Consider the following 15,284-nt stretch of genomic DNA (forward strand, 5'->3'; position numbering starts at 1 on the left):
ATTGACCGTCCGCTCACCGTCCCGTACGGAAGGGCGTTCACGATGTGAGAAGGGACGGCGTTCATGCGCGAGCTGGCGATCCACCCGCAGGCCCCCGGCACGGATGCGCTGCCGGTCGATGCCGCGTCGCTCTACCCGGAGCCCGATGGCTTCCTCGGCCGGCGCGCCAAGGCGCAGCGGGCGAAGCTCGTGGACGGCATCGCGGGCGTCCTCCGCACGGCGCTCGCGCCGGGCGAGACGATCCGCTACGCGGCGCGCGGCATGCGCTACTTCCTCTTCGAGTACGCGTTCGGCGGGGCCCCGGCGTACGTCCACAACATCACGGCGCTCGTGCTCACCGACCGGCGCCTGCTCCTCGTCCAGCTCGACGGCCGCGGCCGGCCCGGCGACATCAAGAACCAGGTCCCCCTCCCCGCCCTGCGCGGCGCGGGCCGTCACTTCCTGTCGGGCTGGCGCATCCGGCTCGCCGACGGCTCGTGCCTCAGGTTCGTGGGGTTGAGGGCCGCGGACCGCAAGCGGCTCGAGGCGCTCCTCCCGGCGGTGGACGGACCCAAGGCCGCGGAGCCCTCGCTCCAGCACCTCTGCCCCGCCTGCCTCGGCGTCGTCCCGGGACCCGTCGGCGCGATCGCGACGTGCCCCTCGCCCGCCTGCCGGATCCCGTTCCGCGATCCCGAGAAGGCGGCGCGGCTCTCGACCTGGGTGCCCGGCCTCGGCGACCTCTACCTGCGCCACCACCTCTTCGGCGCGCTCGAGTTCCTGGGCTCGATGGCCATGCTCGGCCTGGGGCTCGCGCTCCTCGCCGACGCGCTCGCGAACCGCGAGGCGGAGAGCCTCGGCCTCGCGGCGCTCATGCTCCTCTTGCTCATCGGCGTGCCGCGCGTGATCGACCGGCGGCTGACGCGCCACATGGGCAGGAAGGGGCTCGTCCCGCTCGCGCTGGCGCCGGCGCCCGGCGCCCAGGCGCGGAACCTCCCGTCCTTCCCGCGCTGGAGCCCGCTCCTCTTCGCCGCCGGCATCGCGATCGCTGGCGGGCTGCTCGCGCTCGCCGGCGGCGACCTCCGCCACGACGGCGCCGCGCGCGAGGCGAGCCGCCTCGCCTCGCAGGGCCGCTTCGACGACGCGCTCGCCCGCTGGCATTCGCTCGAGGCCGGGGGCGGCGTCGACGAGGCGCGCCGGATGCGCTTCGTGCTCGCGCTCATGGAGGCAGGCGATCTCGCCGACGCGGACCGCCTGCGCGGCGATCTCGACGGCACCCCCGTGGACGCGGGGCTCGTCGAGCGGCTCGAGGCGGCGATCGCGCGCGAGGACGCGGCGCTCACCGACTACGGCGAGGGCGTCGCGGCGCTCGTGAAGGGCGACGAGGCCACCGCCTGGCCGAGGCTCGATCGCGCCTTCGAGTACCTGCGCGGCGTGAAGCGCCCGCACCTCCCGACCAGCCGCGCCGAGCTGCACGCGCACCTCGCCACCCAGCTCCTCGCGGAGCCGCTCGCGGACGGCGACGTCGCGGCCGCGCCCCGCTGGATCGACGGCGCCGCCGGCGCCCCCGCCGCGGAGCTCGCGGTCGTGAAGGCCGCCTACCACTCCGCGCGCGACGAGGCGGACGCCGCCCGCGCCGCGCTGGCGGGCGCGGACGTCCGGGCGCTCTCGATCGACTTCCAGCTCCTCGCCCTCGAGGCACGCGCCCGGCTCGCCACGAGCGACCCCGCGCGCGCCGAGGTTCGCGCGGCGGCGCGGGCGCTCCCGCGCGAGCAGCTCTCCGAGGAGGACGCGCCGCGGCTGGACGCGCTCATCGGGGACGCAGAGTAACCCGCCGCCGGGCGGGGCCTCACCTCGCGGCGGCTCTCGAGCCGACCCGGGCCAGCGCGGGCGAGGTACGCGAGGCGCCCACCTCGTCCGCGGGCCTCCTCCACCCATCGTCAATCCTCTGCGACGTCACGGTGCGTGATAGGATCCGCGGCCTCTCCGGAGAGGTCCCCATGCGCAAGAAGCTCCTCCTCGCCCTCCTCTCGCTCCCGCTCCTCGCCTTCGACTGCGGCGGTGGCGACTCGCAGCCCGCGCCCGGCGGTTTCGCCTGCAGCCTCCAGGTCCGCGGCGCCGTGACCGAGGACCTCTGGTGCATCGCGACCGCCTACGACTACTCGTCCATGCCGAGCATGCCGACGAACGAGTGGGTCTTCATGCTGGTCGCCTACCGGGGACAGCCGGTGGCGGGCAGCGCGCTGCCGGAGCCGGCTGCCCAGGTCGGGTTCTTCCTCACGGGCCGGCCGGCGCTGAACCAGCCCTACGGATGGTCCGCGACCGCGACCACGGTGGACAGCGGCACCGCCACGCGCGGCACGGGCTCGGTCCAGGCGGGCACCTACGCGGAGACGCACGAGGCGCTCGCCCCGCTCGATCCGCTCGACCCGAGCTCCGGCACGGGCGCACTCGCGACCCGCTTCACCGCCATCCCGCCGGCGGGCGCCACCGACGCGCAGGTGCTCGCCGTGCACGGCACGCTCGAGGGCACCCTCCCCGCGCTCGACGCCGGCGGCGCGCCGGTCACGATCCGGGCGACGTTCTGAGGGCAGGACCCGTTCCCTCACCGCCCCCGCCCTCGCCCCGTCGCGGTGGCGGCGCTCCGTGATCCGCCCGCTCGCGGCGCGCTACGGCTGGAGCACGGCGAGCGGGTCCTCCACCACCAGCGCGCCGGGGTCCGCGGGATACGCGTCCCAGCCCTCGAGCGAGTAGCCGGCGGGGATCGCGTCGCCGAGGCAGAGGATCTCCCGCGGCGGCGTGCCGATGCCGTCGCCGTCCGCGTCCGGGTACAGCACCGTCCAGCGCCAGAGCGCCACGTCGGCGTCGTCGCAGTCGTTCCCGGCGACCTTCGCGCGGTAGGGATCGGGGAGCGCGGCGCCGGCGCAGAGGCTGCCCGCGGCGCGGGTGGTGAATCCGTCCCCGTCCTCGTCCAGCCCCGCGTAGGCGAGCAGCTGCCAGCGGCCCCCGTCCTCCGCCGCGCAGTCCGTCCCCGCGGCGACCCAGTCGGCCGGGAGCGTGCCCGCGGTGCAGAACAGCACGCCCGGCCCCGCGCCGACGCCGTCGTGGTCAGCGTCGGCGTAACCCCACAGCGCGCTGTGAACCGAGGGGTCCGCGTCGTCGCAGTCGAAGGGCAGGGCGGACGAGGTGGCGTAGCCCGTCGGGACGGTCGTGCCGTAGCAGAGCGTGCCGGCCGACGAGACGAAGTGCCCGTCGCCATCGGCGTCGCGATACGTGTACGCGTACTCGCGCCACCGATCGCGATCGTCCGGGGCGCAGTCGCCGCCGGTCGCGAGGTATCCCGCGGGCAGCCGGCCGGTCGTGCAGAGCGCGACGGCGGCGCCTCCCCCGACGCCATCCGCGTCCGCGTCCGCGTACCCGTACATGGCGAGGTGTGTGGCCGCGTCCGCGTCATCGCAGTCGCCGTCTCCGCGCCAGCCGGACACGTTCGAGTACGGCCATGAGAGCCCCCATCCGCTGCACACCGTGCCGCTCTCGTGGGCGGTGTAGCCGTCCTGGTCGCGATCCACGTAAACGTACGAGAGCCGCTGCCAGCGCCCGCCGTCACCCTCGTCGCAGTCGCCGCCCGTCGACGCCCAGCCGGAAGGGAGCGCGTACCCTGCGCAGACGGTGCCCGCCGGACTCCCGTGGCCGTCCAGGTCCGCGTCGGCGAACGCCTCCGTCCAGACGAACGCCGCCGGGTCCCCGTCGTCGCAGTCCTGGCCGCTCGCGTCCATGGCGTAGCCGGACGGGAGCGCGTCGCCGCTGCAGACGACACCCACTCCGTAGGTCGTGACGCCGTCGCCGTCGGCGTCGCGGTACAGGTACGCCCGCTCGGTCCAGCGCATGGCGTCGTCCGGCGCGCAGTCGGTCGCCGCGTCGGCCCAGCCGGGCGGGAGGGCCTCGCCCCGGCAGATCGTCGCGAGCGAGCCGCCGCCCCTCCCGTCGCCGTCCGCGTCCGGGTACGCCTCGCCGAGCATCCAGCGGCGGGCGTCGCCGTCGTCGCAGTCGCTCCCGTCGGCGGCCCAGCCCTGAGGAAGCGCGTCGCCGGCGCAGGTCACCCCCTCGGTCGCCGCCCCCCAGCCATCGCCGTCCGCGTCGGGGTGGGCCGTCACGGGCCGCCAGACGCTCGGGTCCGCGTCGTTGCAGTCCTGCGCGCGCACGACGCCGTCGCGATCGGCGTCGAGGGTCGCGGGATCGGAACTGCCCGCTCCGCCTTCGCCCCCGCAGTGGACGGAGGCGGCCGCGAGCGCGGCGAGGATCCAGGGCGTGGCGCGCATGACTTCGTCGCGCGCGCCTAGGGCGTGGCCCGCGCGAGCTTGCACACGTTCAGGTTGTAGGTCGTGGATCCCTGGATCTCGAAGAGGAACTGGCCCGGTCGCGTCATCGCGAGCAGCGCCAGTCGTTCGCACGCCGCCACGCTGTCCACTCCGGAGGAGTTGGACAGGGTCATCGTGACGGTCTGCGGGGCGCTCTCGCCGTCCACCACTCCGGTCACCTTGATCGTCGTGGTGGAGCGGATCTCCACCGCGTCCACGGCCACGAACACGTACCGAACCGGCGCCGTCTGCGCGAGCGCAGGCATCGCAGAGAGGAGCGCGGCCGCGCCCGCGAGGAGAAGCCGCTTCATGTGAACCCCCGGAGCCGGCCCGGCGACCGGCGCGCCTCGAGTGTGGACGCGATCCTTCCGTGATTCCACACGCACAGTCAATCCCCGCGGCGCTGCTGGGACACCCGGGCTCGGGCGCCCGGATCAGACCGGGGCGCCGCCGCGCACCTCGCGCCTGGCGAGCCGGAGGATTTCCTCCGGGATCTCGTCGAGATCGAGCTCGCGGGCCGCCGCGCCGCAGTCGAGCGCGGCCTTCGGCATGCCGTAGACCACGCAGGTGGCGGCGCTCTGCGCGGCGGTGTAGCCACCCGCGGCGCGGAGCAGCGCGAGCCCCTCGGCGCCGTCGCGGCCCATCCCCGAGAGGACGATCCCGCCGCCGCGCGGCCCGAGCTCGCGCGCGAGGGACGCGAAGAGCTGCGTGCCCGAGGGCCGGAAGCCGTGCACGGGTGGCTCTTCGGAGAGCCGCACCGTCCGCCCCCGGACGCCGAGGTGCCGCCCGTCAGCGCCGAGGTGGACCGTGCCCGGCGCGAGCGGGGCGCCGTCCACCGCGAGCCCGACGGCGAGGGGCGTGAGCGAGTCGAGCCAGCGCGCGAGCTCCGCCTCGAACCCCGCCGCGATGTGCTGCACCACGAGCAGCGGGATGGGGAGATCGCGGGGGAGCCGCGCGAGGATGCGGGCGAGCGCCGCCGGACCGCCGGTGGAGGCCACGAGGGCGAGCACCTCCGGCGCCACGCCCGCCTCCGGCACGGTGACCCGGGCCCGCTCCGGCGCCGGGCGGCGCGGCTCCTCGCGGCGCGGCGCGGGAGGCGGCCGCGACGCCCGCCTGCGGCCGACGAGCAGCAGCCCCGCCACCGCCCGGACGGCCTGGCGGATCGCCTCGGCCTGCCGCTCGAACCGCGCGGTCCCGGGGTCGCGCGGCTTCGCCAGCACCTCGATCGCGCCGAGCTGGAGGGCGCGGAACGAGAGCTGCTGCGCCTCGCCGCCCGCCTCGCCGCTCACCACCACCACCGGCGTCGGGGCGACGCGCATGATCTCCTCGAGCGCCGCGAGCCCGTCGAGGCGTGGCATCCGCACGTCCATCGTGACGACGTCGGGCCGGAGCGCCTTCACGAGCGAGACGGCCTCGCGCCCGTCGCCCGCCTCTCCCACCACCTCGACCCCGGGGGCGGAGGAGAGGATGTCCCGGAGCACGGCGCGAAAGGCGCGGGCGTCGTCGACGAGGACGCAGCGGATCATGCAGGGAGGAGCTGCCGCACGAGGTCGAGCAGCTTCCCGCGCTGGACCTCGCGCTTCACGAGGTAGCCGTCGGCGCCCGCCTCGAGCCCCGCCGCGCGGTCCTCCGGGGCGTCGAGCGACGTCACGAGGATGACCGGGACGTGGGAGAGCTTCGGATCCGCCTTGAGGCGCCGGGTGAGGCCCAGGCCGTCGAGGCGAGGCATCTGCACGTCGCTCACGACGAGGTCGCAGCCCGACTCCCGGGCCAGCGCGAGCGCCTCCTCCCCGTCCTCGGCGGGGAGCACGAGGAACCCGGCGATCTCGAGGAGCGCCTTCACCGCGGAGCGGGTGCCGAGGGAGTCGTCGGCGACGACGATCCGGTGGCGGGCGGGGGCCTTCGCGTCCGCGGGGAGCCGCGCCGCGTCGACGAGGTGCGACGGCTGGAGCACCGCGACGACGCGCCCGTCGTCGAGCACCGCCGCGCCCGCGACGTGCTGCGCCGAGGACATCCGCCGCCCGAGCGCGCTCACGACGATGGCCTGCTCCCCGAGCACCTCGTCCACCGCGAACGCGACCCTCCTGCCGGCCGAGGACACGAGCAGCGCGACGGTCGCCCCGGTCTCGCTCCGCGTCGTCGGCGGGCCGCTCGCGCCGACGACCCGCGCGAGGGGCGCGTACGGCACCTGGTCACCGTCGACCGAGACCGTCACCTGCCCCGCCACGGTCCCGAGGTCGCCGGCGCCCACGAGGAGGACGCGCTCGATGGCGTCGGCGGGGAGGAGCGCCACGCCGCCGCCCGCGCGGACGAGGAGCCCGGTGGTGCCGGCGATCGTGAGCGGCACGTCGAGGACGAAGGTGGCGCCGCGGCCGCGGTCGCTCGCGACGTCCACGCGGCCGCCGAGCCGCCGCACGGCCTCGGCCACGACGTCGAGCCCCACGCCGCGACCCGAGAGCGCGGTGATCTCCTGCGCGGTGGAGAGGCCCGCCCGGAACGCGAGCCGGATCGCCTCCGCGTCGCCGAGCCGCGCGGCCTCCCCGGCGGTCACGATCCCGCGCTGGACCGCGGAGGCCCGCAGCCGCTCCGGCGAGAGCCCCGCGCCGTCGTCGCGGACGGTGAGGACGACGCGGTCGCCGCGCGACTCCACCCGCACCGAGAGGAGCGCCTCCTCGGGCTTGCCCGCCGCGCGGCGCGCGCCGGGCGCCTCGATCCCGTGGTCCAGGGCGTTCCTCACGAGGTGCAGGAGCGGCCCCTTGAGCTCGTCGAGCACCCGGCGGTCGAGGCGCACCTCGCCGCCGGCGAGCCGCAGCGAGACCTTCTTGCCGAGCTGCGCGGCCAGCTCCCGGACCGCGGGGCGCAGCGACTGCAACGCCGCCTCCGCGGGGACCATCCGCAGCCCCTGGAGCGTGTCGCGCAGCGACTGGGCGAAGATCCGCTCGCGCTCCGCCTCCCGGCGGAGCTCGCGCGCGGTGCGGCCGAGATCGGCGCCGCGCGCGCGGATGCGCTCGAGCCCCTCGTCGAGGGCGCGCGGGCGAGCGTCGTCCGCGATCCCCGCCTCGTCGAGCCCCCGCTGCACGAGCAGGAGCGCCTCGCGCAGCGCCTGGGCCGTCCGCTCCAGGTCGCGGCCGCGGCGCTCGCGGCGAGAGACGCCGACCACGAGCTGGTCCACGTCGGCGGCCGCCGTGTCGAGCCGGGTGGCGTCCACCCGGACGCTGCGCTCCTCGTCCCTGCTCGACCGCGCCGGCGCGCCCTCCGGCGGCGAGGCGGGGCGGGGCTCCGCGGCCGCCGCCACCTCGCGCAGCTCCACCACCTCCGCGGCGGCGCGCGCGAGGAGCCTCGGGAGGTCGTCGCCGCCGCCGCCTTCCAGCTCGCGAACCGTCGCCTCGACCCGGCTGGCCAGCTCCGCCGCGCGCCCCCGCAGCGCGGCCGCGAGGCGGCTCGCCGCCTCGCGCGCGCGCGCCACGTGCGAGGACCGCGCCTCGCCGTCCGAGGTGCAGACCGCGCCGAGCTCGGCCGTGAGCACCTCGACGTCGGCCGAGGGGCCGGCCGCCGGCGGCCGGCCGCGCGGGTCCGGCGCTCCCGCCTCCCGGGGAAGGACGGCCCCGAGCCCTGCGAGCACCTCGTCCCTGTCGGCGATCCGCCCCTGCGCGGCTGCGGTGAGCGACTCCTCGACCGCGCGTGCAGCGCGCAGCACGGCCTCGACCGCACCGGCGGGCAGGCCCCGGCCGCCGTCAGCGAGCACGAGCACGTCCTCCACCGCGTGCGCCGCCTTCTCGATGTCGTGGAGGCCGAGGCTCGCGGCCGTGCCCTTCAGCGTGTGGGCGATGCGGCGAAGCGGCACGACGGCGCCGGGCGACGGCGCGCTCTCGAGCTCCATGATCCCGGCGGCGAGCGCCTGGACCTGCTCGCGGGTCTCGGCCTCGAAGACCGGCCATACGCGTTCGAGGAGGTCGGCCAAGGATCAGCTCCTGTCGCGCTCCGCGACGCCGAGGCGCGAGGGGTCGAGGACGGCCCGCCGATCGGGCGTCACCCACGCGAAGGGTCCGCTCTCCGGTGGCCTCAGGTCGGACAGCGGGATCTCGAGGCGCCTGCCCACCCGCTCGACCGCGACGCCGAAGAGATCGCCCTCGTCGTCGAGGACGATCACCCGCGGCAGATCCGAGAGCCCGCCGCCCTCGAGCCCGAGCACGTGGCGGAAATCGAGGACCGGCACCGGGCGGGTGCGCGCCACGATGGCCCCGACGACGCCGCGCGGCGCGCCGAGCAGCGGGTGGACGCGGCGGGCGTCGAGGACCTGGTGGATCCGGGTCACCTCCACCGCGTACCTGTCCCCGAGGACCTCGAAGGGAAGGATCACCCGGACCTCGGCGCGCTCCTCCTCCCGCGCCTGCGCGAGCTCGCGGGCTCGCTCGCGCAGGATCGCCTCGGCCCGGGCGGCCTCCGCCGCGGCGCGCGCGCTCACCGGATCACCGCCGTGACCTTGCGGACCGCGTCCCGGAGCTGGAGGGGCGACACCGGCTTCGTGAGGAACGCGCTCGCGCCGACGAGCACCCCCCGCTGCCGGGACCCCTCGTCCCCGAGCATGGTGAGGAGCAGCACCGGGATGTGCCGGAGGGACGGGTCGCTGCGCATGGCGGCGCACAGCTCGAACCCGTCCATCACCGGCATGTTGACGTCGGAGATCACCACGTCCGGGCGCAGGGCGCGCACCTTCTGCAGGCCCTCCGCGCCGTCGCACGCCTCGCTGAACTCCCAGCCCTGGGCGATGAGGTAGATCTGGACGAGCGAGCGGAGCGTGTGGGTGTCATCGACGATGAGCACCTTCATGCGCGCTCCTCCCTCCGGGTCCGCGCGGTGGCCTCGCCGAGCCGGGCGGCGAGGGAGGAGAGGCTCGCGGTGGCGCGCTCCACGACCTCGGTGCCGGCCACCGCCTCCTCGGACGCGGAGGACAGGTCGGACATCGCGGCGACGATCTGCTCGACGCCGATGCCCTGCTGCCGCGTGTTGTTGGCGATCTGCCGGGCGGAGAGAGAGGAGTCGCGGATGGCCCGCGTGAGGCCGGAGATCGCCTTCGCGGCGTCCGCCGCGAGCTCCATCGCGCCGTGCGCGCGGCGCGTCCCCTCCTCGGCCACCTGCATCGCCGCCTGCGTCCCCTTCTCGATCTCGGCGAGGATGCCGCGGACGTCGCCGGCGGCGGAGGTGGACTGCTCGGCCAGGTTCCCCATCTCGACGGCGACCACCGAGAACCCGCGCCCGCGATCGCCAGCCTTCACCGCCTCGATGGAGGCGTTCAGCGCGAGCAGGCTCGTCTGTTCCGCCAGATCCTTCAGACCGGCGACGATCTCGCCGATGTGCCGCGAGCGCCGCGCCTGATCGGCGATGGCGCGCGAGAGGGTCTGGACCTGCCCGGCGAGGCTCCGGATCGTCTCGACGGTCCGCTCCAGCACCTGCTGGCCCTCGGCGGAGAGGTCCTCGGAGCGCTGCGCGACCTGGACCACCTCCTCCGCGTGGAGCGCCGCCGCCCGCGCCGTCTGGGCGATCTCCGCGGCGGTCGTGCTCGTCTCGGCGACGACGGCGGACTGGCGCGCCGCGAGGGCCGACTGCCGCGAGACGCCGCCCGCGAGGAGGCTCGAGTCCTCGGCGAGCTGGGCCGAGGCCTTCGAGAGCTCTTCGAGCGTCGCGCCCAGCGTCAGGCGCAAGGCGTCGAGATCGCGCCCGGCCCGCCTCACCTCCGCGGCGCCCTCGGGCACGACCGGGCGGGTGAGGTCGCCCCGCACCGCGGCCCGGGCGGCCGCGGCGAGGCGCTCGGCCGGGCGCGCGAGGTGCGTGGCCGCGACGAGCACCGCCGCGAGGGCCACCCCCATCGCGGCGAGGCCGCTTCCGCTCGGGAGCCGCGCCGAGGCCGCTCCCGCGGCGAGCGCGGTTCCGCCGACGAGGAGGATCCCCCATCGCAGCGGGAGCGCCAGGCGTCCGCGCCGCCAGCGAGGACGCCCGCTCGGACTCTCGGTCCGGTTCACTCGAAGACCTCCGACCAGGGGGACGCCGCTCCGGCGTCCGGCAGCGAGGGGTTCACGACTGCTCCAGCGCGTCCCGCTCCACGAGCTCGGGGGCGAGGACGGGGACGGCCTCGTCTCCCACCCGGCAGGCGCCGAGGACGAGGTGCGAGGACTCCCCCGCTCCCGCGCCGCCGTCGGCGAGGAGCGGATCCTCGACGAGGCCGTGGACCTCCTCCACCACGAGGGCCACCGTGGGGGCGCCGTCGAGGATCACCATCATCGCGTCGAGCGACAGCGCGCTCGCGCCGCCGAGCCGCACGCCGAGATCGACGGCGAGCGCGGGGCGTCCGCGCCAGACGAAGCTCCCGAGCAGCCAGGGCGCTGCGCCCGGCACCTTGTCGAAGGCCACCCGGCGCGCCAGCTCCGCGGCGCGGGCGGCGGGCAGGAGCACCCGGCCGGCGGCCACGCCGGCGAGCAGGTACAGGCCCGGGAGGCGCTCCCCCGGGCCGAGCGCCACGAGCCCCGCGCGAACGCGCTGATACTCCCGCTCGATCGCGCGGAGCTCCTCCACGAGCGCGCGGCGCTGCGCTCCGAGCTCGCTCATGCCCGCTCCCGTGGCGTGCGACTCGGGGTGCTCACGCTTCGGGCCGCCCGGGCGCGCCGCTCACTTGCCGTTCGACAGGGTCTTCGTCACGCGGACGAGGTCGTCGCGCGCGTGGCGGACGTCGTCCCAGTCCGCGGGCTTCGCGGCCTCGAAGCCCTGCTTCATGTTGAGCGCCTCGAGGATGCTCCTGTTGGCGGGGTCCTTCGCGAAGGCCACGAGGGCCTTCTGGACCTTGGCGACCACGTCGGCCGGCACGTCCTTGCGCGCGGCGAACGGGAGCGGCGAGTACGCCTTGGTGGTGTAGAGCACGCGGAGCTTGGCGCGATCCGCCTGGGGGAGGAGCTCGAAGGTGCGCGTGAGCCCGCCCGAGGCGGTCGCCTTCCCCTGCAGCACCGCCTGGTAGCCCGCCTCGTGGGAGCCGGCGACCACCACCTTCACGTCCTTCTGCAGCTCGAGCCCGCCCTCCTTCTGGAGCGCGAAGAGCGGGAGCACCGCGGCCCCGAACGAGCCCGCGCTCGGGATGGCGACGGTCGAGCCCTTCAGGTCCGCGAGCCGGGAGAGCTTGCTGTCCTTGGCCACGACGAGCACGCCCACCGTCTTCGCGCCGACCTCGCGCGCGAAGGCGGCGTACTGGTCGTCCTGCTGAACGTAGGCGAGGGTGTTGTGGTAGTAGAACGGGTACGCCGCCGCCTTCGCGCGCGTCCCGAACTCGGAGATGCTCGGGGCGGTGACGAAGCGGAGCTTCACGCCCGACATCTCGCTCACCTTGTCCAGGAACGGCACCCACTGCTCCGCGACCTTCGCGGTCGCCACCTGGGGCAGGACGCCGAAGTCGTAGACGGGCTCCTCCGCGCGGGCGGGACCCGCCGCGGCGGAGAGGGCGCCGGCGAGCAGCGCGGCGATCCCGGTCTTCAGGGCTCTCTTCTTGCGAACCATGCGTGCCTCCTCCGTTCAGCTGCGGTAGCGCTCCGCGAGGCGCGTGAGCCGGCTGGAGACGGCCTTGAGCCGCTCCGCCGCGCGCCTCGTCTCTTCACTTCCGGCCACGTTGCCCTCGGCGGCCTGCGCGAGCTGCGCGAGGGCTCCCACGATCTCGTTCACGCCGCTCGCCTGCTGGCGCGAGCTCTCGGCGATCTGTCGCGCCGCGGTCGCGGACTCGCGGCAGACGTTCGCGAGGTTGCCGATGGTCGCGCCCGCCCGCCGCGCCAGCGCCGCGGTGGAGCGCGCCTTCTCGCTGCCCTGCTGGGTCGCGGCGGCGGCGGCCTCGCTGCTCTCCGCGATCTCCCCGAGGAGCTTCGGGACCTCGCCGGCGGTGGCGCTCGACTGCTCCGCGAGCGCGCGCATCTCCCGCGCGATCACGGAGAAGCTCGCGCCGCTCTCCGCCGAGCGGGCCGCCTGGATCGCCGCGTTCAGGGCGAGCACGTTCGAGCGGAGGGCGAGGTCCTTGACCTTGCCGATGATGTCGCCGATCTCGCCCACCCGCGTCGAGAGCGCGCCGAGGCGCGTGGCGATGGCGGAGACCTGCTGCTCGACGTGCGTCGTGCTGCCGACCGCCTCCTCCACGATGCCCTCGCCGGCGCGCGACGACTCCTCCGCCGTCTGCGTCACGGTGATCACGCGGTCCGCCTGCTCGATGGCCGCGCTCGAGGTCTGCGCGATCTCCTGGGTCGAGGCGTTCATCTCCGCGACCGCGGCGGACTGCTGCGCCGCCATGGCGGCCTGCCGCGTCGCCGCGCCCAGCATGGCGTCGGACTCCTGCGCCAGCGCCGCCGCGGCCTCCTTGAGCTCGCCGAGCATCGACTGCAGCTCCGCGACCATGTGCGAGAAGCTGCGCCCCAGGGCCGCGACCTCGTCGCTCCCGGCGCGCCGCACCTCCTGGCGCAGGTCCCCCTGGGCGATCCCGAGGGCGGCCTGGGAGAGCTCCATGAGCGGCTTCGTGGTGAAGCGCGCGATGGGGAACATCGCCAGCAGGCAGGCGACGAAGACGACGGACGCGAGCCCCAGCGCGCGCCGGCTCGCCTCGGCGATCTGGCTCCTCAGGTCCGCGTAGGGGAAGCCGATCTCCACCGAGCCGAGCACCTTCACGCCGGCGTCGCCCGCGGACCCGGCGCCGAGCGCCTCCTCCAGCCCGAGCGGATCGAGGTACTGCGCGTCGGACTTCGCCTTGAAGGTCACGAGCGCGACCACGTGGAGCACCTGGCGGCCCCCCACGGTCACCGACCGCTCGAGGAGCCGGGTCCCGAGCTCGAGGTCCGCGAGCTTCACCGCCTCCGGCCGGGCGACGCCGAACTCGTCCTTCAGGGCCTCGGCGAGCGGGCGCCCGCGCTCGTCGCGCACGATGACGTACGCCGCGCCCGGGACGTCGCCGAGCGTCGCCGCGCTGAGCGCCTCGAGCCCCGCCCTGTCCTGCGCGAAGATCAGGCTCGCCGAGGTGTTCGCCACCGTGAGGGCCGCCAGGCGGCCGCGGCTCGTCAGCTCCCGCTCGAGGAGCTTCTCCACCTCGCGACCGAAGGACAGCGCCAGGATGATCGCGACGATCGCCGTGGACGCCCCGGCGATCGCCATGATCTTGAGGCTCAGGCCGAACCGGGACCTCCGGGCCGCCTCGAGCACTCGGGGGGACGCCTCGCGCCCGGACGTGCTCGCCGCTGTCTGCATGCGCGCCACCTCTGATGAACGCCGCTCGTGCTCACGGAGCCCCCCGGTCCGTCCCGCCGGGCGGAGCAGATTTCCAGCGAGTGAAGAACCCTAAGCTGGGGACAGCGCGTGCGTCAAATGAACCGCTCCCCTTTTGCACGGGGCGTGTGCGCGGCTCAATCTCACTGTCGGTCGCTCGCCGACACGGGTCCACCGGGTCGAAAACGACCGCGCTGAAAAGCGATTTTTCCGCTCGAGATCACGTCGACTGGGCCCGGCGGCGCGCTGTACCATCCGCGAATCACCTCGGTCTGTGAACCATCACCGAGCGTTTGACCACGCATCCGAAGGGGACCTCATGAACACTCGCAACCCACTGCACGCGGCGGGCACGGCGCTCCTCGCCGGCGTCCTCGCGCTGGCGGCGACGCCCGCGCTCGCGACGGACATCTACTTCCGAAGCTTCAGCACCGCCGCGGCCATGGGGCCGCCGGCAGACGACTACGGCGCGAAGCTGGCGAGCATCACGGACCTCACACTCGGCCCCGCCGGCAGGGTCAACTTCGTGAAGCTGCCGGGCATCCCGGCAATCCCCTCGCAGTTCAAGGGCGACATCGTCGCCGCCGTCGGGGCAGGCGCGGCCGGCGGCGGCTTCGACGCCGCGTACAACTCCGGCAGCGAGCTCAACAAGACCTGGGGCTTCCTCTTCAACTCGGGGGTGCCGTTCGGCCCCGGCTTCGACGAGTACCTGGGCTTCCTCTTCGGGAAGTCCGTGGACGACGGGCAGCGCTCCGGCCTCGAGCTGCTCCAGTCGATCCTCGACCTCAACAACCGGAACGTCGTCGTCCTCCCGATCGTCGGCAACGCCGAGCAGCTGTCCGGCTACTTCTACGAGCCCATCGGCGAGGCCCCCGGGCGCGCGGGCATCGGACTCGAAGGTCTGTGCCAGCGGAACTGGACGCTCCGCTACCTCCCGCCCGGCGAGTACACGCTCAACCGCGCCTGCGACGACCTCGTCGCCCGCGGCGTCATCCCCCAGAAGAACCTCAAGTTCATCGCGCCCATCCCGGGTGGCGGCTCGCTCGTCGACGCGGTGAAGCTGGGCTACCTCCAGGGCTTCGAGTTCGCGACGCCGCTCGACGACGTCTCGTCGCTCTTCAACACCGCCGACAACCCGGGCACGGTCGGTGTCCGCTACGTCCACTTCCCCGGCTGGCAGCAGCAGTTCCTCATCACCTGGATGATCGTCAACAAGCAGGTGTGGAACTCGCTCAACACCGCGCAGCAGACGCTCGCGTACAGCGTGGCGCGTGACCACGTGCTCGCGTCGTACGGCGAGAACATGCGCCAGCAGGGCGCGGCCCTGAGGTACATCCTCGAGGTGAACCGCTACGACGCCGACCCGAACAACGACCTCGTGCTCGTGAAGTGGCCGAGGAAGGATCAGGACCTGATGATCAAGTCCACGATCGCGATGCTCAACGATCGCGTCTACGACGCGACGCTCCCGGCCACGGACCGCCGCGACTACAAGACGGTCCTCGAGGCGCTCCGCAAGTACGTCGCCGCGAGCGACATCTACTGGGACGACCGGAAGGTCGACTCGAAGATCCGCTTCGAGGGCTGGGTGAACGAGAGCGGCGAGACCTGGCAGCCGAGGTTCCCGAAGTAGGCTCGCCGGAGGCGGTGACGTAGTGTCCGGCGGCCGTTCCC

13 protein-coding genes are annotated in these 15,284 nt (G+C 74.9%); 3 read left to right on the top strand and 10 right to left on the bottom strand.

Annotated elements, in window-relative coordinates:
* The first annotated feature begins 63 nt into the window (after positions 1 to 63).
* Together MLV88_RS17480 and MLV88_RS17485 are read left to right on the top strand one after the other, a co-directional pair.
* Positions 64 to 1,806 (top strand): hypothetical protein, encoded by a 1,743-nt coding sequence (locus MLV88_RS17480; protein WP_243338143.1) that lies wholly within the window; start codon positions 64 to 66, stop codon positions 1,804 to 1,806.
* Positions 1,807 to 1,976: 170 nt separating this feature from the next.
* The gene (locus MLV88_RS17485) at positions 1,977 to 2,564 is read left to right on the top strand and encodes a hypothetical protein (RefSeq protein WP_243338145.1); all 588 of its coding nucleotides are present in this window, start codon (positions 1,977 to 1,979) and stop codon (positions 2,562 to 2,564) included.
* Positions 2,565 to 2,645: 81 nt separating this feature from the next.
* On the opposite strand, the gene MLV88_RS17490 is transcribed toward MLV88_RS17485, so the two are convergent.
* From MLV88_RS17490 to MLV88_RS17535, 10 genes are all read right to left on the bottom strand, one after another.
* Positions 2,646 to 4,295 carry a hypothetical protein gene (locus MLV88_RS17490; RefSeq protein WP_243338148.1) on the bottom strand — a complete coding sequence of 550 codons (1,650 nt, stop codon included), beginning with the start codon at positions 4,293 to 4,295 and terminating at the stop codon, positions 2,646 to 2,648.
* A 17-nt stretch (positions 4,296 to 4,312) separates the two neighbouring features.
* Positions 4,313 to 4,645, bottom strand: coding sequence for a hypothetical protein (locus MLV88_RS17495; RefSeq protein ID WP_243338149.1), 333 nt, complete (start codon positions 4,643 to 4,645; stop codon positions 4,313 to 4,315).
* Positions 4,646 to 4,768: 123 nt separating this feature from the next.
* A complete protein-coding gene (cheB, locus tag MLV88_RS17500) occupies positions 4,769 to 5,860 on the bottom strand; it encodes a chemotaxis-specific protein-glutamate methyltransferase CheB (RefSeq protein ID WP_243338151.1) in 1,092 nt (363 codons plus the stop codon).
* Positions 5,857 to 8,295 carry a hybrid sensor histidine kinase/response regulator gene (locus tag MLV88_RS17505; RefSeq protein ID WP_243338152.1) on the bottom strand — a complete coding sequence of 813 codons (2,439 nt, stop codon included), beginning with the start codon at positions 8,293 to 8,295 and terminating at the stop codon, positions 5,857 to 5,859. The genes cheB and MLV88_RS17505 overlap by 4 nt, the downstream gene beginning before the upstream one ends.
* Positions 8,296 to 8,298: 3 nt before the next feature.
* Positions 8,299 to 8,799 carry a chemotaxis protein CheW gene (locus tag MLV88_RS17510; RefSeq protein WP_243338154.1) on the bottom strand — a complete coding sequence of 167 codons (501 nt, stop codon included), beginning with the start codon at positions 8,797 to 8,799 and terminating at the stop codon, positions 8,299 to 8,301.
* Positions 8,796 to 9,164, bottom strand: coding sequence for a response regulator (locus MLV88_RS17515; RefSeq protein WP_242340127.1), 369 nt, complete (start codon positions 9,162 to 9,164; stop codon positions 8,796 to 8,798). The genes MLV88_RS17510 and MLV88_RS17515 overlap by 4 nt, the downstream gene beginning before the upstream one ends.
* Positions 9,161 to 10,354, bottom strand: coding sequence for a methyl-accepting chemotaxis protein (locus tag MLV88_RS17520; protein WP_243338156.1), 1,194 nt, complete (start codon positions 10,352 to 10,354; stop codon positions 9,161 to 9,163). The genes MLV88_RS17515 and MLV88_RS17520 overlap by 4 nt, the downstream gene beginning before the upstream one ends.
* A 52-nt stretch (positions 10,355 to 10,406) precedes the next feature.
* Positions 10,407 to 10,937: a chemotaxis protein CheW gene (locus MLV88_RS17525; protein WP_243338158.1), complete on the bottom strand. Its 531-nt coding sequence runs from the start codon at positions 10,935 to 10,937 to the stop codon at positions 10,407 to 10,409.
* A 60-nt stretch (positions 10,938 to 10,997) separates the two neighbouring features.
* Positions 10,998 to 11,873, bottom strand: a complete 876-nt coding sequence (locus MLV88_RS17530) for a phosphate/phosphite/phosphonate ABC transporter substrate-binding protein (protein WP_242340130.1) — start codon at positions 11,871 to 11,873, stop codon at positions 10,998 to 11,000.
* Positions 11,874 to 11,888: 15 nt separating this feature from the next.
* On the bottom strand, positions 11,889 to 13,592 hold the full coding sequence (locus MLV88_RS17535) for a methyl-accepting chemotaxis protein (protein WP_243338160.1): 1,704 nt from the start codon (positions 13,590 to 13,592) through the stop codon (positions 11,889 to 11,891).
* A 337-nt stretch (positions 13,593 to 13,929) separates the two neighbouring features.
* Between MLV88_RS17535 and MLV88_RS17540 the strand changes: the two genes are divergently transcribed.
* Positions 13,930 to 15,243, top strand: coding sequence for a type 2 periplasmic-binding domain-containing protein (locus MLV88_RS17540; protein WP_243338162.1), 1,314 nt, complete (start codon positions 13,930 to 13,932; stop codon positions 15,241 to 15,243).
* Positions 15,244 to 15,284: the final 41 nt, after the last annotated feature.

Origin of the sequence: Anaeromyxobacter soli (assembly GCF_022808855.1) — a bacterium.
In the GTDB taxonomy this organism is placed as follows: domain Bacteria; phylum Myxococcota; class Myxococcia; order Myxococcales; family Anaeromyxobacteraceae; genus Anaeromyxobacter; species Anaeromyxobacter soli.